The sequence below is a fragment of the Streptomyces sp. NBC_00984 genome, from assembly GCF_045162475.1.
In the GTDB taxonomy this organism is placed as follows: Bacteria; Actinomycetota; Actinomycetes; order Streptomycetales; family Streptomycetaceae; genus Streptomyces.
Genome location: NZ_CP108734.1, coordinates 1,224,173 through 1,242,848, shown reverse-complemented (window position 1 = coordinate 1,242,848; position 18,676 = coordinate 1,224,173). Strand labels below are relative to the sequence as shown.

The 18,676-nt window shown below is 71.3% G+C and carries 16 protein-coding genes; 10 read left to right on the top strand and 6 right to left on the bottom strand.

Annotated features, from left to right (window positions below):
- Window positions 1–274 precede the first annotated feature (274 nt).
- Window positions 275–907, top strand: coding sequence for a class I SAM-dependent methyltransferase (locus OG520_RS05255; protein WP_406012359.1), 633 nt, complete (start codon window positions 275–277; stop codon window positions 905–907).
- Between the two features lie 19 nt (window positions 908–926).
- Here the strand turns inward: OG520_RS05255 and OG520_RS05250 are convergent, their stop codons facing one another.
- Both OG520_RS05250 and OG520_RS05245 read right to left on the bottom strand, forming a co-directional pair.
- Complete coding sequence (locus OG520_RS05250) at window positions 927–1,253, bottom strand: hypothetical protein (RefSeq protein WP_385338096.1); 327 nt, start codon at window positions 1,251–1,253, stop codon at window positions 927–929.
- A gap of 121 nt (window positions 1,254–1,374) precedes the next feature.
- Entirely contained in the window at window positions 1,375–2,256 is an 882-nt protein-coding gene (locus OG520_RS05245; RefSeq protein WP_406016422.1) for a DUF2510 domain-containing protein, read from the bottom strand.
- A 108-nt stretch (window positions 2,257–2,364) separates the two neighbouring features.
- Between OG520_RS05245 and OG520_RS05240 the strand changes: the two genes are divergently transcribed.
- The 6 genes from OG520_RS05240 (at window position 2,365) to OG520_RS05215 (ending at window position 8,253) form a co-directional block, all read left to right on the top strand.
- Window positions 2,365–3,144 (top strand): crotonase/enoyl-CoA hydratase family protein, encoded by a 780-nt coding sequence (locus tag OG520_RS05240; RefSeq protein WP_399333313.1) that lies wholly within the window; start codon window positions 2,365–2,367, stop codon window positions 3,142–3,144.
- 84 nt (window positions 3,145–3,228) lie between these two features.
- Entirely contained in the window at window positions 3,229–4,275 is a 1,047-nt protein-coding gene (locus OG520_RS05235) for a S66 peptidase family protein (RefSeq protein ID WP_406012358.1), read from the top strand.
- Between the two features lie 119 nt (window positions 4,276–4,394).
- Entirely contained in the window at window positions 4,395–5,141 is a 747-nt protein-coding gene (locus OG520_RS05230; RefSeq protein ID WP_406012357.1) for a FadR/GntR family transcriptional regulator, read from the top strand.
- Window positions 5,142–5,312: 171 nt separating this feature from the next.
- Entirely contained in the window at window positions 5,313–6,080 is a 768-nt protein-coding gene (locus tag OG520_RS05225; protein ID WP_399333307.1) for a (Fe-S)-binding protein, read from the top strand.
- Complete coding sequence (locus OG520_RS05220; RefSeq protein ID WP_406012356.1) at window positions 6,077–7,624, top strand: lactate utilization protein B; 1,548 nt, start codon at window positions 6,077–6,079, stop codon at window positions 7,622–7,624. The genes OG520_RS05225 and OG520_RS05220 overlap by 4 nt, the downstream gene beginning before the upstream one ends.
- The gene (locus OG520_RS05215) at window positions 7,621–8,253 is read left to right on the top strand and encodes a lactate utilization protein C (protein WP_399333303.1); all 633 of its coding nucleotides are present in this window, start codon (window positions 7,621–7,623) and stop codon (window positions 8,251–8,253) included. The genes OG520_RS05220 and OG520_RS05215 overlap by 4 nt, the downstream gene beginning before the upstream one ends.
- Window positions 8,254–8,304: 51 nt before the next feature.
- On the opposite strand, the gene OG520_RS05210 is transcribed toward OG520_RS05215, so the two are convergent.
- The 3 genes from OG520_RS05210 to OG520_RS05200 all read right to left on the bottom strand — a co-directional run bounded on the left by OG520_RS05210 (window position 8,305) and on the right by OG520_RS05200 (window position 12,772).
- Window positions 8,305–10,206 (bottom strand): DUF2264 domain-containing protein, encoded by a 1,902-nt coding sequence (locus OG520_RS05210; protein ID WP_406012355.1) that lies wholly within the window; start codon window positions 10,204–10,206, stop codon window positions 8,305–8,307.
- Window positions 10,203–11,243, bottom strand: coding sequence for a hydroxyacid dehydrogenase (locus OG520_RS05205; protein WP_406012354.1), 1,041 nt, complete (start codon window positions 11,241–11,243; stop codon window positions 10,203–10,205). Before OG520_RS05205 ends, OG520_RS05210 begins: the two co-directional genes overlap by 4 nt.
- Window positions 11,244–11,635: 392 nt before the next feature.
- A complete protein-coding gene (locus OG520_RS05200) occupies window positions 11,636–12,772 on the bottom strand; it encodes a substrate-binding domain-containing protein (protein ID WP_406012353.1) in 1,137 nt (378 codons plus the stop codon).
- A gap of 425 nt (window positions 12,773–13,197) precedes the next feature.
- Here OG520_RS05200 and OG520_RS05195 point away from each other — a divergent pair, with 425 nt between their 5' ends.
- Genes OG520_RS05195 through OG520_RS05185 form a run of 3 tightly spaced genes read left to right on the top strand, consistent with a single transcriptional unit; the run spans window position 13,198 to window position 16,996 of the window.
- Window positions 13,198–15,123 (top strand): RiPP maturation radical SAM C-methyltransferase, encoded by a 1,926-nt coding sequence (locus OG520_RS05195; RefSeq protein WP_406012352.1) that lies wholly within the window; start codon window positions 13,198–13,200, stop codon window positions 15,121–15,123.
- Window positions 15,120–15,725 carry a DUF5825 family protein gene (locus OG520_RS05190; RefSeq protein ID WP_406012351.1) on the top strand — a complete coding sequence of 202 codons (606 nt, stop codon included), beginning with the start codon at window positions 15,120–15,122 and terminating at the stop codon, window positions 15,723–15,725. The genes OG520_RS05195 and OG520_RS05190 overlap by 4 nt, the downstream gene beginning before the upstream one ends.
- Before the next feature lie 5 nt (window positions 15,726–15,730).
- Complete coding sequence (locus OG520_RS05185) at window positions 15,731–16,996, top strand: MFS transporter (RefSeq protein WP_406012350.1); 1,266 nt, start codon at window positions 15,731–15,733, stop codon at window positions 16,994–16,996.
- Between the two features lie 90 nt (window positions 16,997–17,086).
- On the opposite strand, the gene OG520_RS05180 is transcribed toward OG520_RS05185, so the two are convergent.
- Complete coding sequence (locus OG520_RS05180) at window positions 17,087–18,616, bottom strand: amino acid permease (RefSeq protein WP_399333289.1); 1,530 nt, start codon at window positions 18,614–18,616, stop codon at window positions 17,087–17,089.
- Window positions 18,617–18,676: the final 60 nt, after the last annotated feature.

The following is an 18,676-nucleotide window of genomic DNA, read 5'->3' as shown; positions in this document are numbered from 1 at the left end:
TAGCGCACGGCCGGTCTCCCCTCACTCGTCACGGTGCGCGCCGCAGTGTTGTCGCGGCGTGCGATTCGTGGCGAGTGTAGGGAACCCCGGTGCGGGCAGGGAACCGGATTTCGAGGCCGCCGCTGCCGGGGGAGCGGGCTTGCTGCGCTCCCGCTCCGCCGATGCGTGTATCGGCCCGTTCCTCATGTGCCTTGCCAGGGACGGACGTTGAAGGCTGCGGCGAATGATGAAACGATCCGGTGGACCGCAGGGGGCAAGGGAAGGAACCGCATCGATGGACGAGGATCACGGCCTCGCCGCCGCCACGGTGTTCGACGCACTGGGCACCGACTACGAGCGGGCATTCGGCGGATCCGCCGCCCACCGCGCCTCTTTGCACCGGCTGTTGGGCGATCTCGCACCGCACAGCCGGGTCCTGGACGTCGGCAGCGGAACGGGGCGGCCGACCGCACGGACCCTGGTCGAGGCCGGGCACGATGTGCTGGGAGTCGATGTCTCGCCGGTCATGGTCGAACTGGCGGCCCGGCAGGTTCCCGGCGCGGCCTTCGAGTGCGCCGACATCCACGAACTCCCTCTGGAAGAGGGTAGTTTCGACGCCGTCTGCGCGTACTTCTCATTGCTTCAGATGTCCCGCGAGGACCAGTCCCGGCTCCTGCGGAAACTCGGGCGGCTGCTGGTTCCCGGCGGCCATCTGGTCGTGGCCACGGTGCCGCTGGACGTCGAGGACTTCGACGTCGTCTTCATGGGGCAGGAGGTACGGGCCACGAGCTTCGGTCCGGAGGAGTTCACCGAGCTGGTCGCCGAGGCCGGCTTCTCGGTGCTGTGGGAGCAGAGCACCCTCTTCACGCCGGAATACGAAGCGGCGGTGGCCGAGCCCCAGTTGTTCCTGCACTGCCGACGGGCCTGACACCGGTTCCGGCGGCTTTTCAACGCTCGACCGGCAGCCGTTCCGGGCGACGCGCGCGCCGGACTCCGGGACACCGCCGGACAAGGGCGCCGGGGCGCCCGCCCGACCGCAGCGGGCCCTTCCAGTGCCGCAGTGCCTGCCTGCCGCACCCACGCCACTGCGCGGGCGAGACGGGTACGGCCTGTCCGCCCCGCGTGGCCAGCGCGTTCACCGGAGTCATCGGATCGGTCGCCATGGTCTTGGCGAGCAGCACGCCGATCACCAGCGGGGCCAGGGACAGCGCCAGGGTCGTGCCGGCTGTGGTGACCTGCTGGATGCGGGGGCGGAGCGGTGCGTCAGGAAGCATGACCGTCATTCGACCAGCGACCGCCCGCCGCCGGATCGGACGACGTACTCAGCTCGACCCGCCCTCGTACTCACGCCCGGATGTACGAGGGCGGGCCACCGTGCCCGTCCGGTGACGGGCCCTACGCGTTGGTGCCGGGACCGGAACCCGTTCCCGAGGCGGCCTTGATCCCCTTGGTGATGTCGTCCATGACGGAGAGCGCGGGGGCCTTGGCATTGATGTCGAAGCCGGACCGGACCACGATCAGCATGTCCTTGGAACGGGGCGACGGGAAGGCCAGCGACTGGACGTACCCGTCGTCACCGCTCTTCGTCACCACCTTCCAGCGCACCACGTAGCCCTGCTCACCGGCCACGGTGACCGGTTCGGACGTGAGTTCCTGATGCGAGGTGATGCCGCCGTAGATCTTCTCGCCGTACGACTCCGTGGCATTGGCGGAGATGTCCTTCACCGCCGTGGCCTTCGCCGTCGTGGTGTCGAGCTTCAGGCCCTTCGCGGGCATGGAGAACACCCCGCCGCGCACGCACTGCTCGGACGTGTCGCCGGGACAGGGGTAATCACCCGTGGTCACTCCCGCGCCGGCGATCCCGGAGCTGCCCTTCCAGCCGTCGGGCACCGGCAGACTGATCCCGCTGGTCAGGTCCGTGGCGTAGCCGTCCTCGGTCTGTGGCCTCTGCTGCTCGGGGCCCCTGCTCTCACCGCCGCCTCCGCCCGGCGCGCCCGGCCCGCGGCCGGGAGCCTCCGACGGTGCGGTGGACGGGGTCGGGGCCGCGTGTTCGTCCGTGTCGCCGGACTTGTCCGACAGCAGGAAGACGCCGCCCCCGATGGCGGCGAGGACCACCACACCGGCGGTGATGCCCAGTCCGGTGCGCGTCCGGCGGCGCCGGACCACGGCGGGCGGCACGCGGAGCTGGTCGGTCCACCGGGTGCCGTCCCACCAGCGCTCGTGGATGGGGCCGATTCCTGTATACCCGGGGTCTGGGTGCCAGCCGGGAGGGCTCATCTGGGTCACGCGCCCCACCGTAGAACGGTTGCGTGAGAATCGCATGAATCAGCTGTGCCGGCGGGGTCCTCCGCCGTCCCCGCGTCAGCCACTGTGGGAGGCCGAACGATGAGCGAACAACCAGCCGTGCGGATCGAGCGCGACGGCGCCGTGTTCACGGTGATCCTGAGCCGGCCCGAGGTCCGCAACGCCGTGGACGGGCCGACCGCGAGCCGACTGGCCGACGCCTTCCGGGAGTTCGACGAGGATCCGGACGCGTCTGTCGCCGTGCTGTGGGGCGAGGGCGGAACGTTCTGCGCGGGCGCAGACCTGAAGGGCATCGGTACGGAGCGGGGCAACAAGGTTCTGGCCGACGGCGACGGGCCGATGGGGCCGACCCGGATGAGGCTGAGCAAGCCCGTCATCGCGGCGGTCTCCGGTCATGCGGTGGCCGGGGGCCTGGAGCTGGCCCTCTGGTGCGACCTCCGGGTGGCCGAGGAGGACGCGGTGTTCGGGGTGTTCTGCCGCCGCTGGGGTGTGCCGCTGGTGGACGGCGGAACGGTACGGCTGCCGCGGCTGATCGGTGAGAGCCGGGCCATGGACATGATCCTCACCGGGCGGCCCGTCCCGGCCGCCGAGGCGTATGCCATGGGGCTCGCCAACCGGATCGTGCCACCCGGCGAGGCACGCGGCGCGGCGGAGCGGCTGGCCCGGGAGATCGCCGCGTTCCCGCAACTGTGCCTGCGCCACGACCGGCTGTCGGTGCGCGAGCAGCACGGTCTGAGCGAGCCGGAGGCGCTGGCCGCGGAGTACCGGCACGGTCTGGTGCCGCTGACCGCGGGGGAGACGCAGGCCGGGGCCGAACGGTTCGGGGGCGGTGCGGGCCGCCACGGATCCTTCGACGAGTGACCGGCGGCGGGGCCCTGCCGCGCCGCCGTCGGCCGGACCGAGAATTTCGACGACGCCGCCTCGCGAGCCGCCTACGCTCATCGGATGTCGACCAACCAGTACCCCGCCAAGCCCCGGCCCGGTGACCGTGTCGCCGTGCTGTCCCCCTCCTCCGGCCTCCCCGGCATCCTGCCCCTGCCCCATGAACTGGGACTGTGCAGGCTCCGTGAGGAATTCGGGCTCGAACCCGTGGAGTACCCGACGACGCGGAAGATGGGCTCCACCCCGCAGGAACGGGCCGCCGACATCCACGCGGCGTTCGCCGACCCGGACATCAAGGCCGTGATCTCCAGCATCGGCGGAGACGACCAGATCACCGTGCTGCCGCACCTGGACCGCGACCTGTTGCGCGCCAACCCCAAGCCCTTCTTCGGGTACAGCGACAACACCAACCTGCTGGTGTTCCTCGAAAACCTGGGCATCGTCGGCTACCACGGTGGCACGGTGATGGTCGAGATGGGGCGTCCCGGCGCGATCCACCCGCTGACCGCCGACTCCCTGCGGGCCGCGCTCTTCACCCGCGGTGCCTACGAACTCACCCCGTCCAAGGAGACCAACGGGGCGAACGGCCGGTGGGAGGAGCCGCGTACCTTCGACTCGGAACCCGAGATGCGGCCCTGCAACGGCTGGATATGGCACAACGCCGACGGCCGGACCGTGAAGGGCGAGAGCTGGGGCGGAAGTCTGGAGATCCTGTCCTGGATGCTGATGGCCGACCGTGAGATCCGGCCGGTGGAGAGTTACGCGGGACGGGTGCTGTTCCTCGAAACGTGCGAGGAGATGCCTTCGGCGGAGGAGGTCTACCGGATTCTGCGGAACATGGGGGAGCGGGGTCTGCTCGCTCAGTTCCCCGCTCTCCTCATGGGCCGGGCCAAGAACTGGTCGTTCGAGCAGCCGCTCGACGCCGAGGCCGGGGAGCGGTTCCGCGAGAAGCAGCGGCAGGCGGTTCTGCGGGCGTTGAGCGAGTACGCCCCCGAGACTTTGGCCGTCCTCGACGTGGACCTCGGTCACACCGACCCCCAGCTGGTCATACCGTTCGGCGGACAGATCGAGGTGGACGGCGTGGGGCGCCGCATCGTCGTCACCTACTGAGCCGGGCCGAAGCGCGGTCCGATCTTTGGTCCGACCATATGTGGTGTGTGACATAGTTGAAGATCGGGCAGCAGAAGCGACGGCAACCGGACGATTCCGGCCGAGGCAGGGGGTGACGGATGTCTGTCGAATGGCAACCCGTACGGCAGTCCCGTACGCATGAGCTCGTGCTCCAGAGCATCGAGGAGCGGGTGTTCGCCGGCGAACTCCGGGCGGGCGACCGGTTGCCGCCCGAGCGTGAGCTCGCGCCGGTGCTCGGGGTCAGCCGGTCCGCGCTGCGCGAGGCGCTGAGGGTGCTGGAGACCATCGGTGTGCTGGTCGCGCAGCCGGGCCGGGGGCCGGATGCCGGGGCACGGATCGTACGCAACCCCGATGACGCGCTCGGGCGGCTGCTGCGACTCCACTTCGCACTGGGCAGCTACAGCCTGGAGGATGTCCTGGAGGCGCGCGTCGTGCTGGAGAGGTCCAGTTTCGAGGCGGCCGCGCGGCATGCCTCCCCGGAGGACCTCGACGAGGCGGAGGCGCTGGTCGTGCGCATGGGGGAGCCGGATGTCGCGGTGCCGGAGTTCAACGATCTGGACACCCGGTTCCATGTGCACATCGCCCGCAGCTCTGGCAACGAACTGACCTCCACGCTCACCTCCGCCGTCCGTGAGTCGGTGCGCCCGCTGATCCTGCGGGCGCTGGAGGAGGCCGAGGACTGGCCGGCCACGGCCGCCGCGCTCAACGCGGAGCACGCCGAGTTGCTGGGGCTGGTGCGCGCGGGCAAGGGCGCGAAGGCCGCCGGCCTGGTCGAGCGGCACATCCGCAGTCTCCACGGCACGCTGGTCGACGAGAACTCCGACCGGGCGCGACGGGATTCCTGACGCATGGACGCGAGCTCCGGCCGGGTGGGCCGGAGCCGGTGCGCGCGGGTTCAGGGCTTGTCAGGTGCATGTAAATCACCATCGGCTCGTGGCGTCGCAGCCTTCACGTTCCGGACCGAGGCTAGTATGGTCGGACCATAAAATGAAGAAGCGAACGATCGGAGAGACCCCATGCGCATCGGACTCTTCGCCACCTGTCTGGGAGACACGCTCTTCCCCGAGGCGGTGAAATCGACCGCGGTCCTGCTCGCCCGCCTGGGCCACGACGTGGTGTTCCCGCCGGGGCAGACCTGCTGCGGTCAGATGCATGTCAACACCGGCTATCAGCGCGAACCCGTGCCCCTGGTGCGGAACTTCGCCGACCAGTTCGGCGACGCCTCGATCGACGCCGTCGTCATGCCGTCCGGATCGTGCGCGGGCTCGGTCCGTCATCAGCACGAGATCGTCGCCGAGCGGTACGGGGACGCGGCGCTGCGCGCGGGCGTCGCCACCGTCAAGGCCAAGACGTACGAGCTGTCGGAGTTCCTCGTGGACGTCCTGGACGCCGAGGACGTCGGCGCGTACTTCCCGCACCGGGTGACGTACCACCCCACCTGTCACTCCCTGCGCATGCTCCGCGTCGGTGACAAGCCCCTGAAGCTGCTCCGTGCCGTCGACTCCATCGATCTCGTCGAGCTCCCCGAAGCCGATTCCTGCTGCGGGTTCGGCGGCACCTTCGCCGTCAAGAACGCCGAGACGTCGACCGCGATGCTCCAGGACAAGATGCGTAACATCGCCACCACCGGGGCCGAGGTCTGCACCGCGGGTGACTCGTCCTGCCTGATGCACATCGGCGGCGGACTCTCCCGGATCAGGTCGGGCACCCGCACCCTGCACCTCGCGCAGATCCTCTCCGCCACCCGCACCTCGCCGTACGTCCCCACGGAGGCCGTCCGATGAGCAGCACCTTCCTCGGCATGCCCGCGACCCCGCCCCGTTCCCCGTACGGAACGGGCAATCTGCGCGGCGACCGGAAGTTCCCCGAGGCCGCCCACGACGAACTGCGCAACGAACAACTGCGCCGCAACCTCGGCCGGGCCACCCGCACCATCCGCGCCAAACGCCTCGACGTCACCGGCGAGCTGCCCGACTGGGAAGCACTGCGCGACGCCGGTTCGGCCATCAAGACCGACACCATGAACCGGCTCCCCGAACTCCTGGAACAGCTGGAGCGGAACGTCACCGAGCGCGGCGGCACCGTCCACTGGGCGCGCGACGGCGTCGAGGCCAACGAGATCGTCACCCGGCTGGTCAAGGCGACGGGCAGCAGCGACGTCATCAAGGTCAAGTCGATGGCCACGCAGGAGATCGGCCTCAACGAACACCTCGAATCGGTCGGCATCACCCCGTACGAGACGGACCTCGCCGAACTGATCGTCCAGCTCGCGCACGACAAGCCGTCGCACATCCTGGTCCCCGCGATCCACCGCAACCGCGACGAGATCCGGCAGATCTTCCTCAAGGAGATCCCGGGCGTCGACCCGGGCCTGGACAACGTACCCGCGCATCTCGCCGCCACCGCCCGCGCCTATCTGCGCGAGAAGTTCATGTCGACCAAGGTGGCGGTTTCCGGCGCCAACTTCGGCATCGCCGAGACCGGGACCCTCGCCGTCGTGGAGTCCGAGGGCAACGGCCGCATGTGTCTGACGATGCCCGACACCCTGATCACCGTCATGGGCATCGAGAAGGTGCTGCCGCGCCACCAGGACCTCGAAGTCTTCCTTCAGCTGCTGCCGCGCTCCTCCACCGGCGAGCGGATGAACCCGTACACCTCGATGTGGACCGGGGTCACCCCGGGCGACGGACCGCAGGACTTCCACCTGGTCCTGCTCGACAACGGACGCACCGCGGCGCTCGCCGACCGGATCGGACGCGAGGCCCTCAACTGCATCCGCTGCTCGGCCTGCCTCAACGTCTGCCCGGTGTACGAACGGGCCGGCGGCCATGCGTACGGCTCGACGTACCCCGGACCGATCGGCGCGGTCCTCACCCCGCAGCTCGCCGGGATGCACGCGGCCAAGGACGACCCCAACAGCTCGCTGCCGTACGCCTCCAGCCTCTGCGGCGCCTGCTTCGACGCCTGCCCGGTCAAGATCGACATTCCGTCGCTCCTGGTCGAACTGCGCCACCAGAACACCGAACAGTCCGGCATGACGGCGGAGAAGCTGGCCATGAAGGCCGCGGCCACCGTCATGAAGCACCCGAAGCTCTTCACCGCCGCGCAGAAGGGCGCGGGCATCGGCCGCGTCATCGGCGGGCGGGACGGCAAGATCTCGCATCTGCCCCCGCCGTTCGACGGCTGGAGCGAGAGCCGGGACACCGCGGCGCCGCCGAAGCAGACCTTCCGCTCCTGGCTCGCATCGGCCGAGGGCGCCGCGACGATGCGAGCCGCCGCGGGCGAGTACGAGAAGAACCGGAAGCAGCACAAGGAGGAGGAGAAGTGACGACCGCTCGCGAAACGGTGCTGGGCCGGATCAAGGACGCCCTCGCTCTCGCCCCCGTCCCGGACACCCCCGTCCCGCGCGCCTACCGCACCGGCCGCACCCTCCCCGACGACGAACGCCTGGCCCTCTTCACCGGCCGGCTCGTCGACTACAAGGCGACGGTGCACACCTGCACCGCCGACCGCACGGCCCAGGTCGTCGCCGAGGTGCTGCGGGAGCGCGGGGCGCGGCGGATCGGTGTGCCGGCCGGACTCGACCCGCAGTGGCTCGACGGGTACGACGGCGAGGTCCAGCAGGACTCCGGCGACATCCCGGCGCCCCGGCTCGACGCCCTGGACGGGGTCGTCACCGCCTCGGCCGTCAGCTGTGCCGAGACGGGCACGATCTTCCTGGACGGCTCGCCCGACCAGGGGCGGCGGGCGCTGTCCCTCGTCCCCGACCTGCATGTCTGCGTCGTCGATCTGTCGACGGTCGAGGCCGGTGTGCCGGAGGCGGTGGCGCGGCTGGTGCCGCAGCGGCCGACGACGCTGATCAGCGGGCCCTCGGCCACGTCCGACATCGAGCTGGAGCGGGTGGAGGGCGTGCACGGTCCGCGCACCCTGGCCGTGGTGATCAGGACGGACAGGTAGATCCTTGCCGGCGGACGGGGTGCGCGGCGCGAAGGCCGCGCACCCCGGCGCTCAGCCGTGCGTGACCGTCACCGGCTCGAAGCCGATACGGGTCGTCGCCGCATCCTCCGCCCAGCCGACCTCCACCACGTCCCCGTCCACCGTCACACCGCTCACCACCGCGTCGAGCGGCGTCGCGTCGGCCTCCGCGGTCAGCGAGGCGAGCGCGACCAGCACCACCGTGCCCTCGGCGGGCGCGGACAGCCGGGGCACCACGGCCCAGGGGGTGTACGCGGTGCCCTGCGGAGCCCGTACCCCGTCCCGGGACTCCCAGCCGTACAGGCCGTGCAGGGCGGAGGTCAGGGCGTCGTCGCGGCCGGTCGCCCAGCCCGTCTGCTCCACCCGGGCCCCGTCCGGCGCGCCCAGCACCCGGTGCACCCGCAGTTCGTACCGGCCGCGCACCACGGTGACGCTCTCCACCCGCATCCCCGGCACCATCGGCGAGCCCGAGGTGAAGACCGGACGGTGCCAGGAGGCGGCCCAGCCCCAGCCGTCGCCCCCTCCGGCGCCCAGCGCGCGGATGACGCGGCGACCGCTGCGCGCCCCGGCGACGACCACCGCAAGATGGTTGTCCGCCGTGTTCGCCCTCGACGTGGGGCCGGTCACCGTGGAGTACGACTGGCGGCTGTACAGCGGATCGTCCTGCACACCCGACTCGCCCTCGTGCGGGCGGACATGGTCGCTGCCGTGGTTGTGCAGCCGCACGATCCCGTCCGCGCGGGTCGACTGGACGAGCAGCCCCGGCGCCGGCAGCGCGAGCACCCGGTCGGGGCCCTCGCTCGGTGCGGGCTCCTCGGTCGCGGCCCACAGCGGATGGCCGTCCGGCGCGAGCAGCGCGACGAATGCCTTGGACGCCCAGTACGGCGACGCGGGCGCCGAGTAGTTCTGCAGCGACGCCTCGTGCGGGCCGTGCCAGCCCAGGTTCAGCAGCCCGTCCGTGCCGGTCGCGCCCCGGTCCAGGAAGTAGCGCAACGATCCGCTGATCACCCGCCGCGAGGCGCCGGGCGTGAGCGGGGTGTGCCCGCTGACGGCGCCGAGCGCGACGGAGGAGGCGGCCGCGAAACGGTAGGTCAGCGAGCGGCCGAAGTGGATCGGCGCACCGTCGCCGCCGAACAGCAGCGAGAAGCCCTCCAGGTGCTCGCGCAGCCGGGCGCCGTAGTGCGCGGACAGCTCCGCGTCGCCCGACAGATACGCGTCCAGCACGGGGTAGAGGTGCAGCGCCCAGCCGTTGTAGTGGTCGAAGGCCCGGCCGTCGCCGTCCGCGTACCAGCCGTCTCCCCGGTACCAGCCCTCCAGCAGATCGAGGGCACGCTGCTTCGCCCGTGCCGTCCGGGCGTCACCACGGCCCACGGACTCCAGGAAGCCGGCCACGGAGTAGGGGAACAGATACCAGTTGTTGGGGGAGGGGACGTGCCGCAGTGCGTCGCGCAGCCACTCCGCGGTCCGGTCCTGGACCCCGGCGTCCAGCCGGTCCCAGAGCCACGGCCGGGTCAGCCGCAGGCCGATGGCGACCGAGGCGGACTCGACCATGGGCTGGCCGAAGACGGTGTGGTCGCGGATCAGCGGCCAGGATTCGGCATCCTCACGGCCGGGGGTACGGGTACCGGCCGCGAGCCCGTCCGCGTACCGGCCGAGCCAGCCGTGCGGGTCCTTGCCGTCCGCGCCCGCGACCCGGAAGGCGGCGGCGAGGAAGGTGCGCGCGTAACCCTCCAGACCGTCGGAGCGCACTCCGGACGCGGACGGCCTTCCCGGCAGATCCAGCAGCGCGCCGCCCGGCGTGGCCCATTGCCAGGCGGCCCGGACCAGCCCGTCCGCAGCGGCCTCCCAGTGTGCGCGGGTGTAGCCGGTGTACGGGCTCGACGCCCGGTCCTCGGCGGGGAGTTCGATGGGAGAGGTCGGGTGGGGAGCGGTCATGCGAGAAATGCCAGCCTTTCGCGTCGTACGGGATGGGCGAAGCCGTCGCCCGCGGCCCAGCGGCCGGCCTCGGCCGCCGCCAGATCGACCAGTCGCCGCCACTCGTTGCCCTGCGAGCCGGCGAGGTGCGGGGTGATCAGAGCGTTGTCGCACTCCCAGAGGGGGTGCGTGGCGGGCAGCGTGTCGGGTTCCGTGACGTCGAGGATCGCCCGGATCCGGTTCTGCCGCAGTACGTCGGTGAGCGCGTCCTGGTCGACGACGGCGCCCCGCGCGGTGTTGATGAGCACGCCGTCCGGGCGCATCGAGGTGAGCAGTTCACGGCTGACGAGCCCGCGGGTGGCCGGCAGCAGCGGGGTGTGGACGCTCACCACATCGCTCTGTGCGAACAGTTCGGCCAGGCCGACGGGCCGGACGCCGAGCGCGGCGGCCTCCGCGTCGGAGACGTACGGATCGTGCAGCAGGACGGGCAGGTCGTAGGGCCGCAGCAGGTCGACGACGCGTCGGCCGATCAGCGAGGCGGACAGAATGCCCACGGTGCGGCCGTAGTTCCCGACCCGGGCGGGGGTGGCGAGCCAGTTGTCGCGGTTGCGGTCCGCCCGGTAGTCGCGGGCCCGTTCCAGGACTCGTTTGCCGGAGAGCAGGATCATCGCGACGGTGTACTCGGCCACCGGCAGGGCGTTGGCGGCGGCTGCCGACGACACCTCGATGCCGCGTTCCCAGCAGGCCTCGGTGATGTGTCCGCGGACGCTGCCCGCGGTGTGGACGACCGCGCGCAGGCGTGGTGCCGCGTCCAGGGCGGCCGCGTCGAGCGGTGGACAGCCCCAGCCGGTGACCAGGATCTCGACGTCGGCCAGCACGGCGCGGGCCCGGTCGGTGCCGAAGTCGTCGAGAACGGGCAGGGGCGAGAGGTCGCACACCTCGTCGAGCGCGGCCAGGGAGCGGGCATCGAGGAGCGCGGCCGCGGCGGCCGGCTTCATGGCGACTGCGGCGCGTGGACGGCTGCGGGCGACCGGGGTGCCAGAGGCAGTGGTGGGCATCTTTCTCCTGGTAGGGGGCGGGGTGATGGCAGGTCAGGGTGAACATCGTGACCATCACGATCGACAGACGCACCAGTGGAGTCTTGACCTGGAGCGCGGTACGGACCGGACCCGCGCAGCGCGGACCAGAAGGTGATGCGGGTGGCGCGCTTCCCGCCCCGGTTGCCCCGGGTGCCGGTGCCGACCGGTCCGGACGACCCGTCGGCGCCGCCTCAGGCGCCGAGCGCACCTGCCAGGGGCAGGGCGACGATCGTGGCAAGCACGGATCGACGGCTCTGTCGACCGGGCATGTGCGCCTCCCGCGGCTTCTGAAACGGCTCACGGGGAATCCTGATCGGCTGATCGATACTGGTCAATAGATCGCTCAGAACAAAATCAAAGCGGTCAAACGCTCACTTCATGGAAAGCGGCGGTTCCTGTGCCGATCCGCGCACCTCAAGAGTGGGCAGCAGCTCCGTCCGGCGCACCGGACCTGTCGCCCCGACGGCCCCGGACAGCCGGTGGAGCAGCAGCTCGGCGGCGGCCCGGCCGATCTCCGCCTTCGGCGGTGCCACCGCCGTCAACGGCGTGCTGCCGAGGGCCGCGACCACATCGTCGTACGCCACCACCGAGCAGTCCCGCGGCACCTCGACACCGCTCTCCGCCAGCCGCTGCACCAGCATCAGCGCATCCACGTCGCCGTGCAGCACGGCCCCCGTGGCGCGCCGTTCCCGCAGCAGCGCCGCGAGGTCGAGAGCGGCCCGGCCATCGGCCGCCGGCGCGGATCCGCGGGGCTCCGCCGCGGCCCCCGGGGAGCTCAGCACCACCGACCAGTCCTCCACCTCCGGGCGCGCCGCCGCGATCTCGGCGAACGCCGCACGGATGCTGCGCGCCGTCGGACTGTCGTCACGGGCGGCCAGCACGATACGGCGATGCCCCAGCGACACCAGGTGCTCCACGGCGAGATGCGTCCCGTACCAGTGATCGGAACACACGGAGTCCAGGGCGTGCAGCGCGCTGCCCGGCCGGGGCCGCCGCTCCATCAGCACGGTCGGCACCCCCACGTCCGCGAGCCAGCCGTAGTCCAGCTCCTCCGAGCGGGCGCTGGGCCAGCGCGGCGCGATCAGCAGCCCGCGCGCCCCGTCCGCCAGCGCCCGCTCCACCAGAGGGCGTTCGGCACCGGCCGACGGGGGTGCGATGTGCAGGGCGATCCGTATCCCGGACTCCTCCAGGGCGGACCGGGCGCCGTGCAGGGTCTCGTACAGGTACGTATGCCGCTCCGGGACGACCAGGGCGACCGCCCCGGCGTCCCCGGCCGGCTCCTCGCCCCGGGCCGCCGGGACCGCGGCGGTCGGCACCGGCTCCCGCACCGGCCGGGCCACCCCGTGGCCGCGGCGCAGCCGCCCGACCCGGGCCAGCTCCTCGACGTCCCGCCGGACCGTGACCACCGAGACGTCCAGTTCGGCCGCGAGCACGCCGACCTTGACGGCGCCGCGCGATTCCACCACCGAAAGGATTCGCTGACGCCTGAGTTCAACCGGCTCCCGCATGCTGCTGGCCCCCTCGCCGTTCCGCCGCGCCTTGTTCGTTTGAACGCTTCCTGTGAGCGTTCGGGTCGCAGCATAGCGATCAGCCCTCGGGTGTCCACGGGTGCGGACCGTCCCGTACGCCCCACCAGCCCCAGGGGGGCTCTTGCGGCTCTCGCACAACGACGCCTAACGTCAACGGACTTGGGGCCGACCGCCGAGGGGAGGGGCACATGGAGATCAAGAAGGTAGTGGTCCGCGAGGAAGAGGCGAAGAACCGCGAACGGCAGACGATCGAGAAACGCCCGACGCGCTGAACCGGGGTGTTCCGGTGCAGCCGGCACAGGACGCGACCGACCCGCCGGGACGGCGCGCCGCGGCCGGACAGTGACGAAAAGGGCGGACGCCGGGCACGACCCGGCGTCCGCCCCCGTGCCGTGGGAGACGCAGTGCGCATACACCTGGTGACCATGCCGTGGCAGCCGATCGAGCTTCCCTCGCTCCAGGTGGGGCTGCTGCATTCGCTGCTGGACCGTACCCGGCCGGACGACGAGGTGCGCGAGTTCCACGGCTCCCTGCGCTGGGCGGAATTCCTGCTGGAACGCTCGCGGGGGGCGCTGCGGCCCGGCGACCATGTCGCGGTCGGGAGCGAATCCATCTTCGACGGCCTCGGGGACTGGGTCTTCTCCGGCGTCCTGTACAACGATCCCGAATGGGGTGTGGCACAGCTCAAGGAGTACGCCACCCGGCGCGGGACCGACATATCCACCGCGACCGCGATGCGGGTCCACGCGGCGGAGTTCATCGACGAGAGCGCGAGCGCGATAGTCGACGACGCACCCGATGTCGTGGGATTCACCTCCACGTTCATGCAGAACATCTCCTCGCTGGCGCTCGCGGCGGAGCTGAAACGACGCCGCCCCGGGCTGACCGTCGTGTTCGGCGGCAGCAATTGCGACGGCCCGATGGGCCACGCGCTGCACCGCAACCACCGCTTTGTCGACCATGTGGTGCGCGGGGAGGGGGAGTACGCCCTGCCCGCCCTGCTCGCCCACGTCGAAGCGGGCACCGCACCGGCCGATGTGCCCGGACTCTGCTGGTGGGACGGACCCGAGTCGCGTGCCAACGAGGAGTCCCGGCGCACCGTCGCGCCCGGCGACATCCCCTCTCCCGACTACGACCTCTGGCAGGCGGCCATCGACGCCTCCCCGCTCGCGGAGTACGTCCATCCGAAACTGGTGGTGGAGGGGGCCCGCGGCTGCTGGTGGGGCGAGAAACACCACTGCACCTTCTGCGGACTCAACGGATCGGCGATGACCTTCCGTGCCAAGACCGGAGAGCGGCTCTGGGACGAGGTCGACCGCCTGGTCCGGCGCCACCGCATCCTGGACATCGTCACCGTCGACAACATCATCGACATGGCGTACTTCAAGGACTTCCTCCCGCTCGCCGCCGACAGCGGCTGGGACCTGCGCATGCACTACGAGGTCAAGTCCAATCTCACTCCGGAGCAGCTGGAACTGCTCGCCCGCGCCGGTTCGGTCCATATCCAGCCCGGCATCGAGAGCCTCGACAACAAGACCCTGGAGCTGATGGACAAGGGGGTCAGCGCGGCCCGCAACATCCGTACGCTCCGCGAGTGCGAGAACCACTCGCTCACCTGCTCCTGGAACTATCTCTACGGGTTCCCGGGAGAGCGCGCCGAGGACTACGCCCCCGTCATCGACCAGATGCCCGCGCTCGTCCACCTCCAGCCGCCCGGTGGCGCCCACCGCATCCAACTGGAGCGGTTCAGCCCCAACTTCGCCAACCCCGCGCTGGGCTTCCACCGACGGCAGCCCGCCGAGATGTACCGCCACGTCTACGACCTGCCCGAGGAACAGCTGGCCGACCTGGTCTATCTCTTCGACACCCCGCCCGCCGGGATCGGCGGCGAGACCGAGGCGCGGCTGAAGGCCGCCGCCCGCGACTGGTACACCGGCCACCCCTCCTCGACCCTGGTCCTGGAACAGCCCGACGGCACGGACGGCGAGGAAGTACTCCTCGTCCACGACCGACGGCACGGCTGGCCGCACCGCACCCACCGCCTGACCGGCTGGCGGGCCGCCGCCCTCCGCCATCTGGAGGCGGGCCGCACCCGGTCGGCGCTGCACCGGCTGCTCACGGCCGACGGAAACCCGCCGTCCGCCGAGGAACTGGGCACCTGGCTCGGCGACGCGGTCGCTCTGGGGCTCCTCTTCGACGACGGGCGGTCGTACGTGTCGCTGCCGACCTGGCACGTCCCGGTCCGGTCGGTCGAGCGCACCCGGGGCCCGGACGGGACGACCGACGGGCCATCGGGCACGCCGGACAATGGAGAGAAGGCCGCCGGATGAGCCCCCTGCCCGCACCCCCGACCCGTACCGCACCCGCCCTGCCGGCCGGACAGGTGCCGCACCGGATCCGAGGACGGCTGGTGACGGTGGACGAACCCCTGCGGCTGGGCGCGGGCGGCAGAGCGGCGACGGCGGCGGTCCAGTTCCTGCGCGAGTGCCAGAGCCACGATCTCGTCGTGCGCTGGCTCCCGGCGACCGACGACCCGCTGTTCGCCGGGCCCGCGCACGAGGTGTCCGGGACGGCCGGACTGCTGCGCCACCTGCCCGCCCCCGGCCCGCTGCCCGGCGAACCGCCGGAACTCACCACATGGCGGGACCGCCATGCCTACGGACAGCTCTACCACCGGCGCGGACCGGACTTCGTCACCGTCATGGACCGCCGGGAGCCGTCGGCCGCGGCCCGCTTCACGATCGACGACCCCGACCTGCTCGCCACGTTCCGCACCGTCCAGGACGCCACCGCCGTCGCCGCACTGAGCACCATCGGGCAGGAAGCGGTGGAGCTGCTGGCGGCGGAACGCCTCGCCTGGGTGACCGACGGCTGGGTGGTGGCCCTGCCACCCCGCATCCGCCGGTGGCCCGTCCCCTGCACCGACATCTGAGCCGGATGGAGCAGCTGCCGGACCCGACTCCGTCCTCCGCCCGCGCACACACCGCCGGGACCGATCGTCCCGGACGCACCCTGCTGCGCCACCGACCGTTCGCGCTGCTGTGCGGGGAACAGATCGCCAGCTCCGTCGGGCGTCAGGTCACCACCCTGGCTCTCGCGCTGCTCGCCGTGACCCTGCTGGACGCCGGACCGTTCGGCGCCTCCGCGCTGATGGCGCTGAGCTATCTGCCGGGCGCGCTGCTCAGCCCGTTCGCCGGTGTGCTGGTCGACCGGGCACGGCTGCGCGGCCTGACCGTGCTCCTCACCGTTCTTCAGATGCTCGTCGTCGGTACCGTCCCCCTGACGGCCGCCCTGGGTCGGCTCGGACTGCCCCAGCTGTACGTGGTGGCCACCGTGTCGGGCGCGCTGACCTCCATGCTCGCCGTCGCCCTCCAGGCTGCCCTGCCCCGGGTCGTGCACCCCGAGCAGCTGCTGTCCGCCAACTCGGCGCTGACCGGCGCCCGGACCACCGGGCAGATCGGCGGCCCCGCGCTCGGCGGCGTGCTGGTGGGACTGACCGGGGCCCCGACGGCACTGCTGGCCGCCTGCGTGGCGTACGGCGTCGAGGCACTGCTGCTGCTCGCGCTCCCCGCCGCACTCAACACCCCTGCACAGCAAGGCAATCGTGCGTCGGAATCCCGAACCGCCGCGCTGCGCACGGGACTCGAAGTCGTGCGCGGCGAACGGCTGCTGCGCCGGCAGGTGCTCGCGGGGGCCGGATTCAACCTCGGCAGCGGGGCCGCCGACGCGCTCTTCGTGCTCTACGCCACCCGCGATCTCGGCCTGCCCGCCTGGCAGTTGGGGACGGTCTACGCCGCGTTCAGCGTCGCCACCGTCCTCGGTGTGCTGCTGGCGGGCCGGTTCGCCGCCACCATCGGGCTGGCCAGGGCCACCCGGATCTGCGCGGTGGTGGCCGCCCTCGCGATCTTCCTGATCCCGGGCGCCTCCCTGGGACCCGGCTTTCCGGCGCTGCTCGCGTACCAGTTCCTCTTCGGCCTCGCGGCCACGGTCTGGGCCATCTCCATGACCACCACCCAGCAACTGATCACACCGCCCGAGCTCCAGGGCCGGGTCGCCGGGGTCCTGCAGGCCGCACTCATCGGCACGGTGCCGATCGGCGCGCTCGGCGGCGGTGCGCTCGCCGCCTGGCTGGGCAACGTCCCGGTGCTCACCGGCGGGGCGACGGTGTCGCTCCTGGCCGCCGCCTGTCTCTGGTTGCGATAGCCGGGGCCGCGGGGGTCCACCACGCACTCGGCCCTCCCGGCGCGCCCCCTGCGGTCGGGGCTGTTCCGGGAGGGCCGGGGAAGAGCCGGCTCAGACGATGCCTTCCTCGATCTCCGCCTGCTCGCGGGCGTTCCCGTACGCCGACGGGGTGCTGTACGAACGGCGGGCGACGAACCACCACACGGTGGCCAGGACCAGCACCGCGACCAGCGCGATCGACGCGTAGTTCATCGAGTCGACCGTCACCGGGGAGGACTGCGGGAGCAGGAAAAGCACGGTCACGATGGCGACCCACACGACGGCGATCCAGCCGATCGGCTTGCTCCAGCGGCCCAGGTGCCACGGTCCGCGCTCGAACCGGCTGCCGGAGCGCAGCTTCAGGAAGATCGGGATCGCATAGGCGGGCGTGATGCCGATGACGTTGATCGCGGTGACCGCACCGTACGCGGTGGCGGAGTACAGCGACGGCAGCGCGAGCACTCCGGCCACGACGACCGACAGCCACACCGCGTTGACGGGCGTCTGGGTGCGCGCGCTCACCTTGTGCCACAGCGCCGAGCCCGGCAGGGCGTTGTCGCGGCTGAACGCGAACACCATCCGGCTCGCGGCGGCGACCTCGGCGTTGCCGCAGAACAGCTGTGCCGCGATCACGATCAGCAGCATGGCGGTGGCCCCGGAGGTGCCCAGCGCGTCGATCAGGATCTGCGCCGGCGGCACACCGGTGGCGCTCTTCTGGGTGCCCGCGTAGTCCTGAATGGCGAAGGTCAGCCCGGCGAGCAGTACGAAACCGGCGACCCAGGAGACCCAGATCGCGCGGACGATGCCCTTGGCGGCCGTCACGGAGGCGTTCGACGTCTCCTCCGACAGGTGGGCCGAGGCGTCGTAGCCGCAGAAGGTGTACTGCGCGAGGAGCAGGCCGATCGCCGCCACGTACAACGGGTTGTGCCAGCCCGTGTCATTGACGAACTCGGTGAAGACGAACGACGGGGACTGGTGGTGCGAGGGCACGACCGCGAGCACGGTGACGATCACCGCGACACCGGCGAGATGCCACCACACACTGATGGAGTTGAGCACGCTGACGAGGCGGACGCCGAAAAGGTTCAGCACGGCGTGCAGGAGCAGGATGCAGACAAAGATGATCATTGTCTTGCCCGGTGTGGGGGTGAAGCCCCACTGCAGATTCATCAGCGCACCGGTGAACAGCGCCGCACCATAGTCGATGCCCGCGATCGCGCCCAGCAGACCCAGCAGATTCAGCCAGCCGGTGTACCAGCCCCACTTGCGGCCGCCGAGCCGGTCGGCCATGTAGTACAGCGCCCCCGAGGTCGGGTAGGCGCTGGTGACCTCGGCGAGCGCCATGCCGACGCAGAGCACGAAAAGTCCGACACCGGCCCAGCCCCAGAGCATCACGGCCGGTCCACCGGTCGACATGCCGAAGCCGTACAGGGTCATGCAGCCGGAGAGGATCGAGATGACGGAGAAGCTGATGGCGAAGTTGCCGAAGCCTCCCATACGGCGGGCGAGCACCGGCTGGTAGCCGAGTTCGCGCAGTCGCTCCTCCTCGTCCTTCGGCGGGGTTGCCTCCGCACCCGACTGGGTCGGGGTGGATATGGACATCGGGAAAACCTCCATGAGCGGGATGGAAAGGGACGGACAGGATCGGTTCGGGGCGGGCAG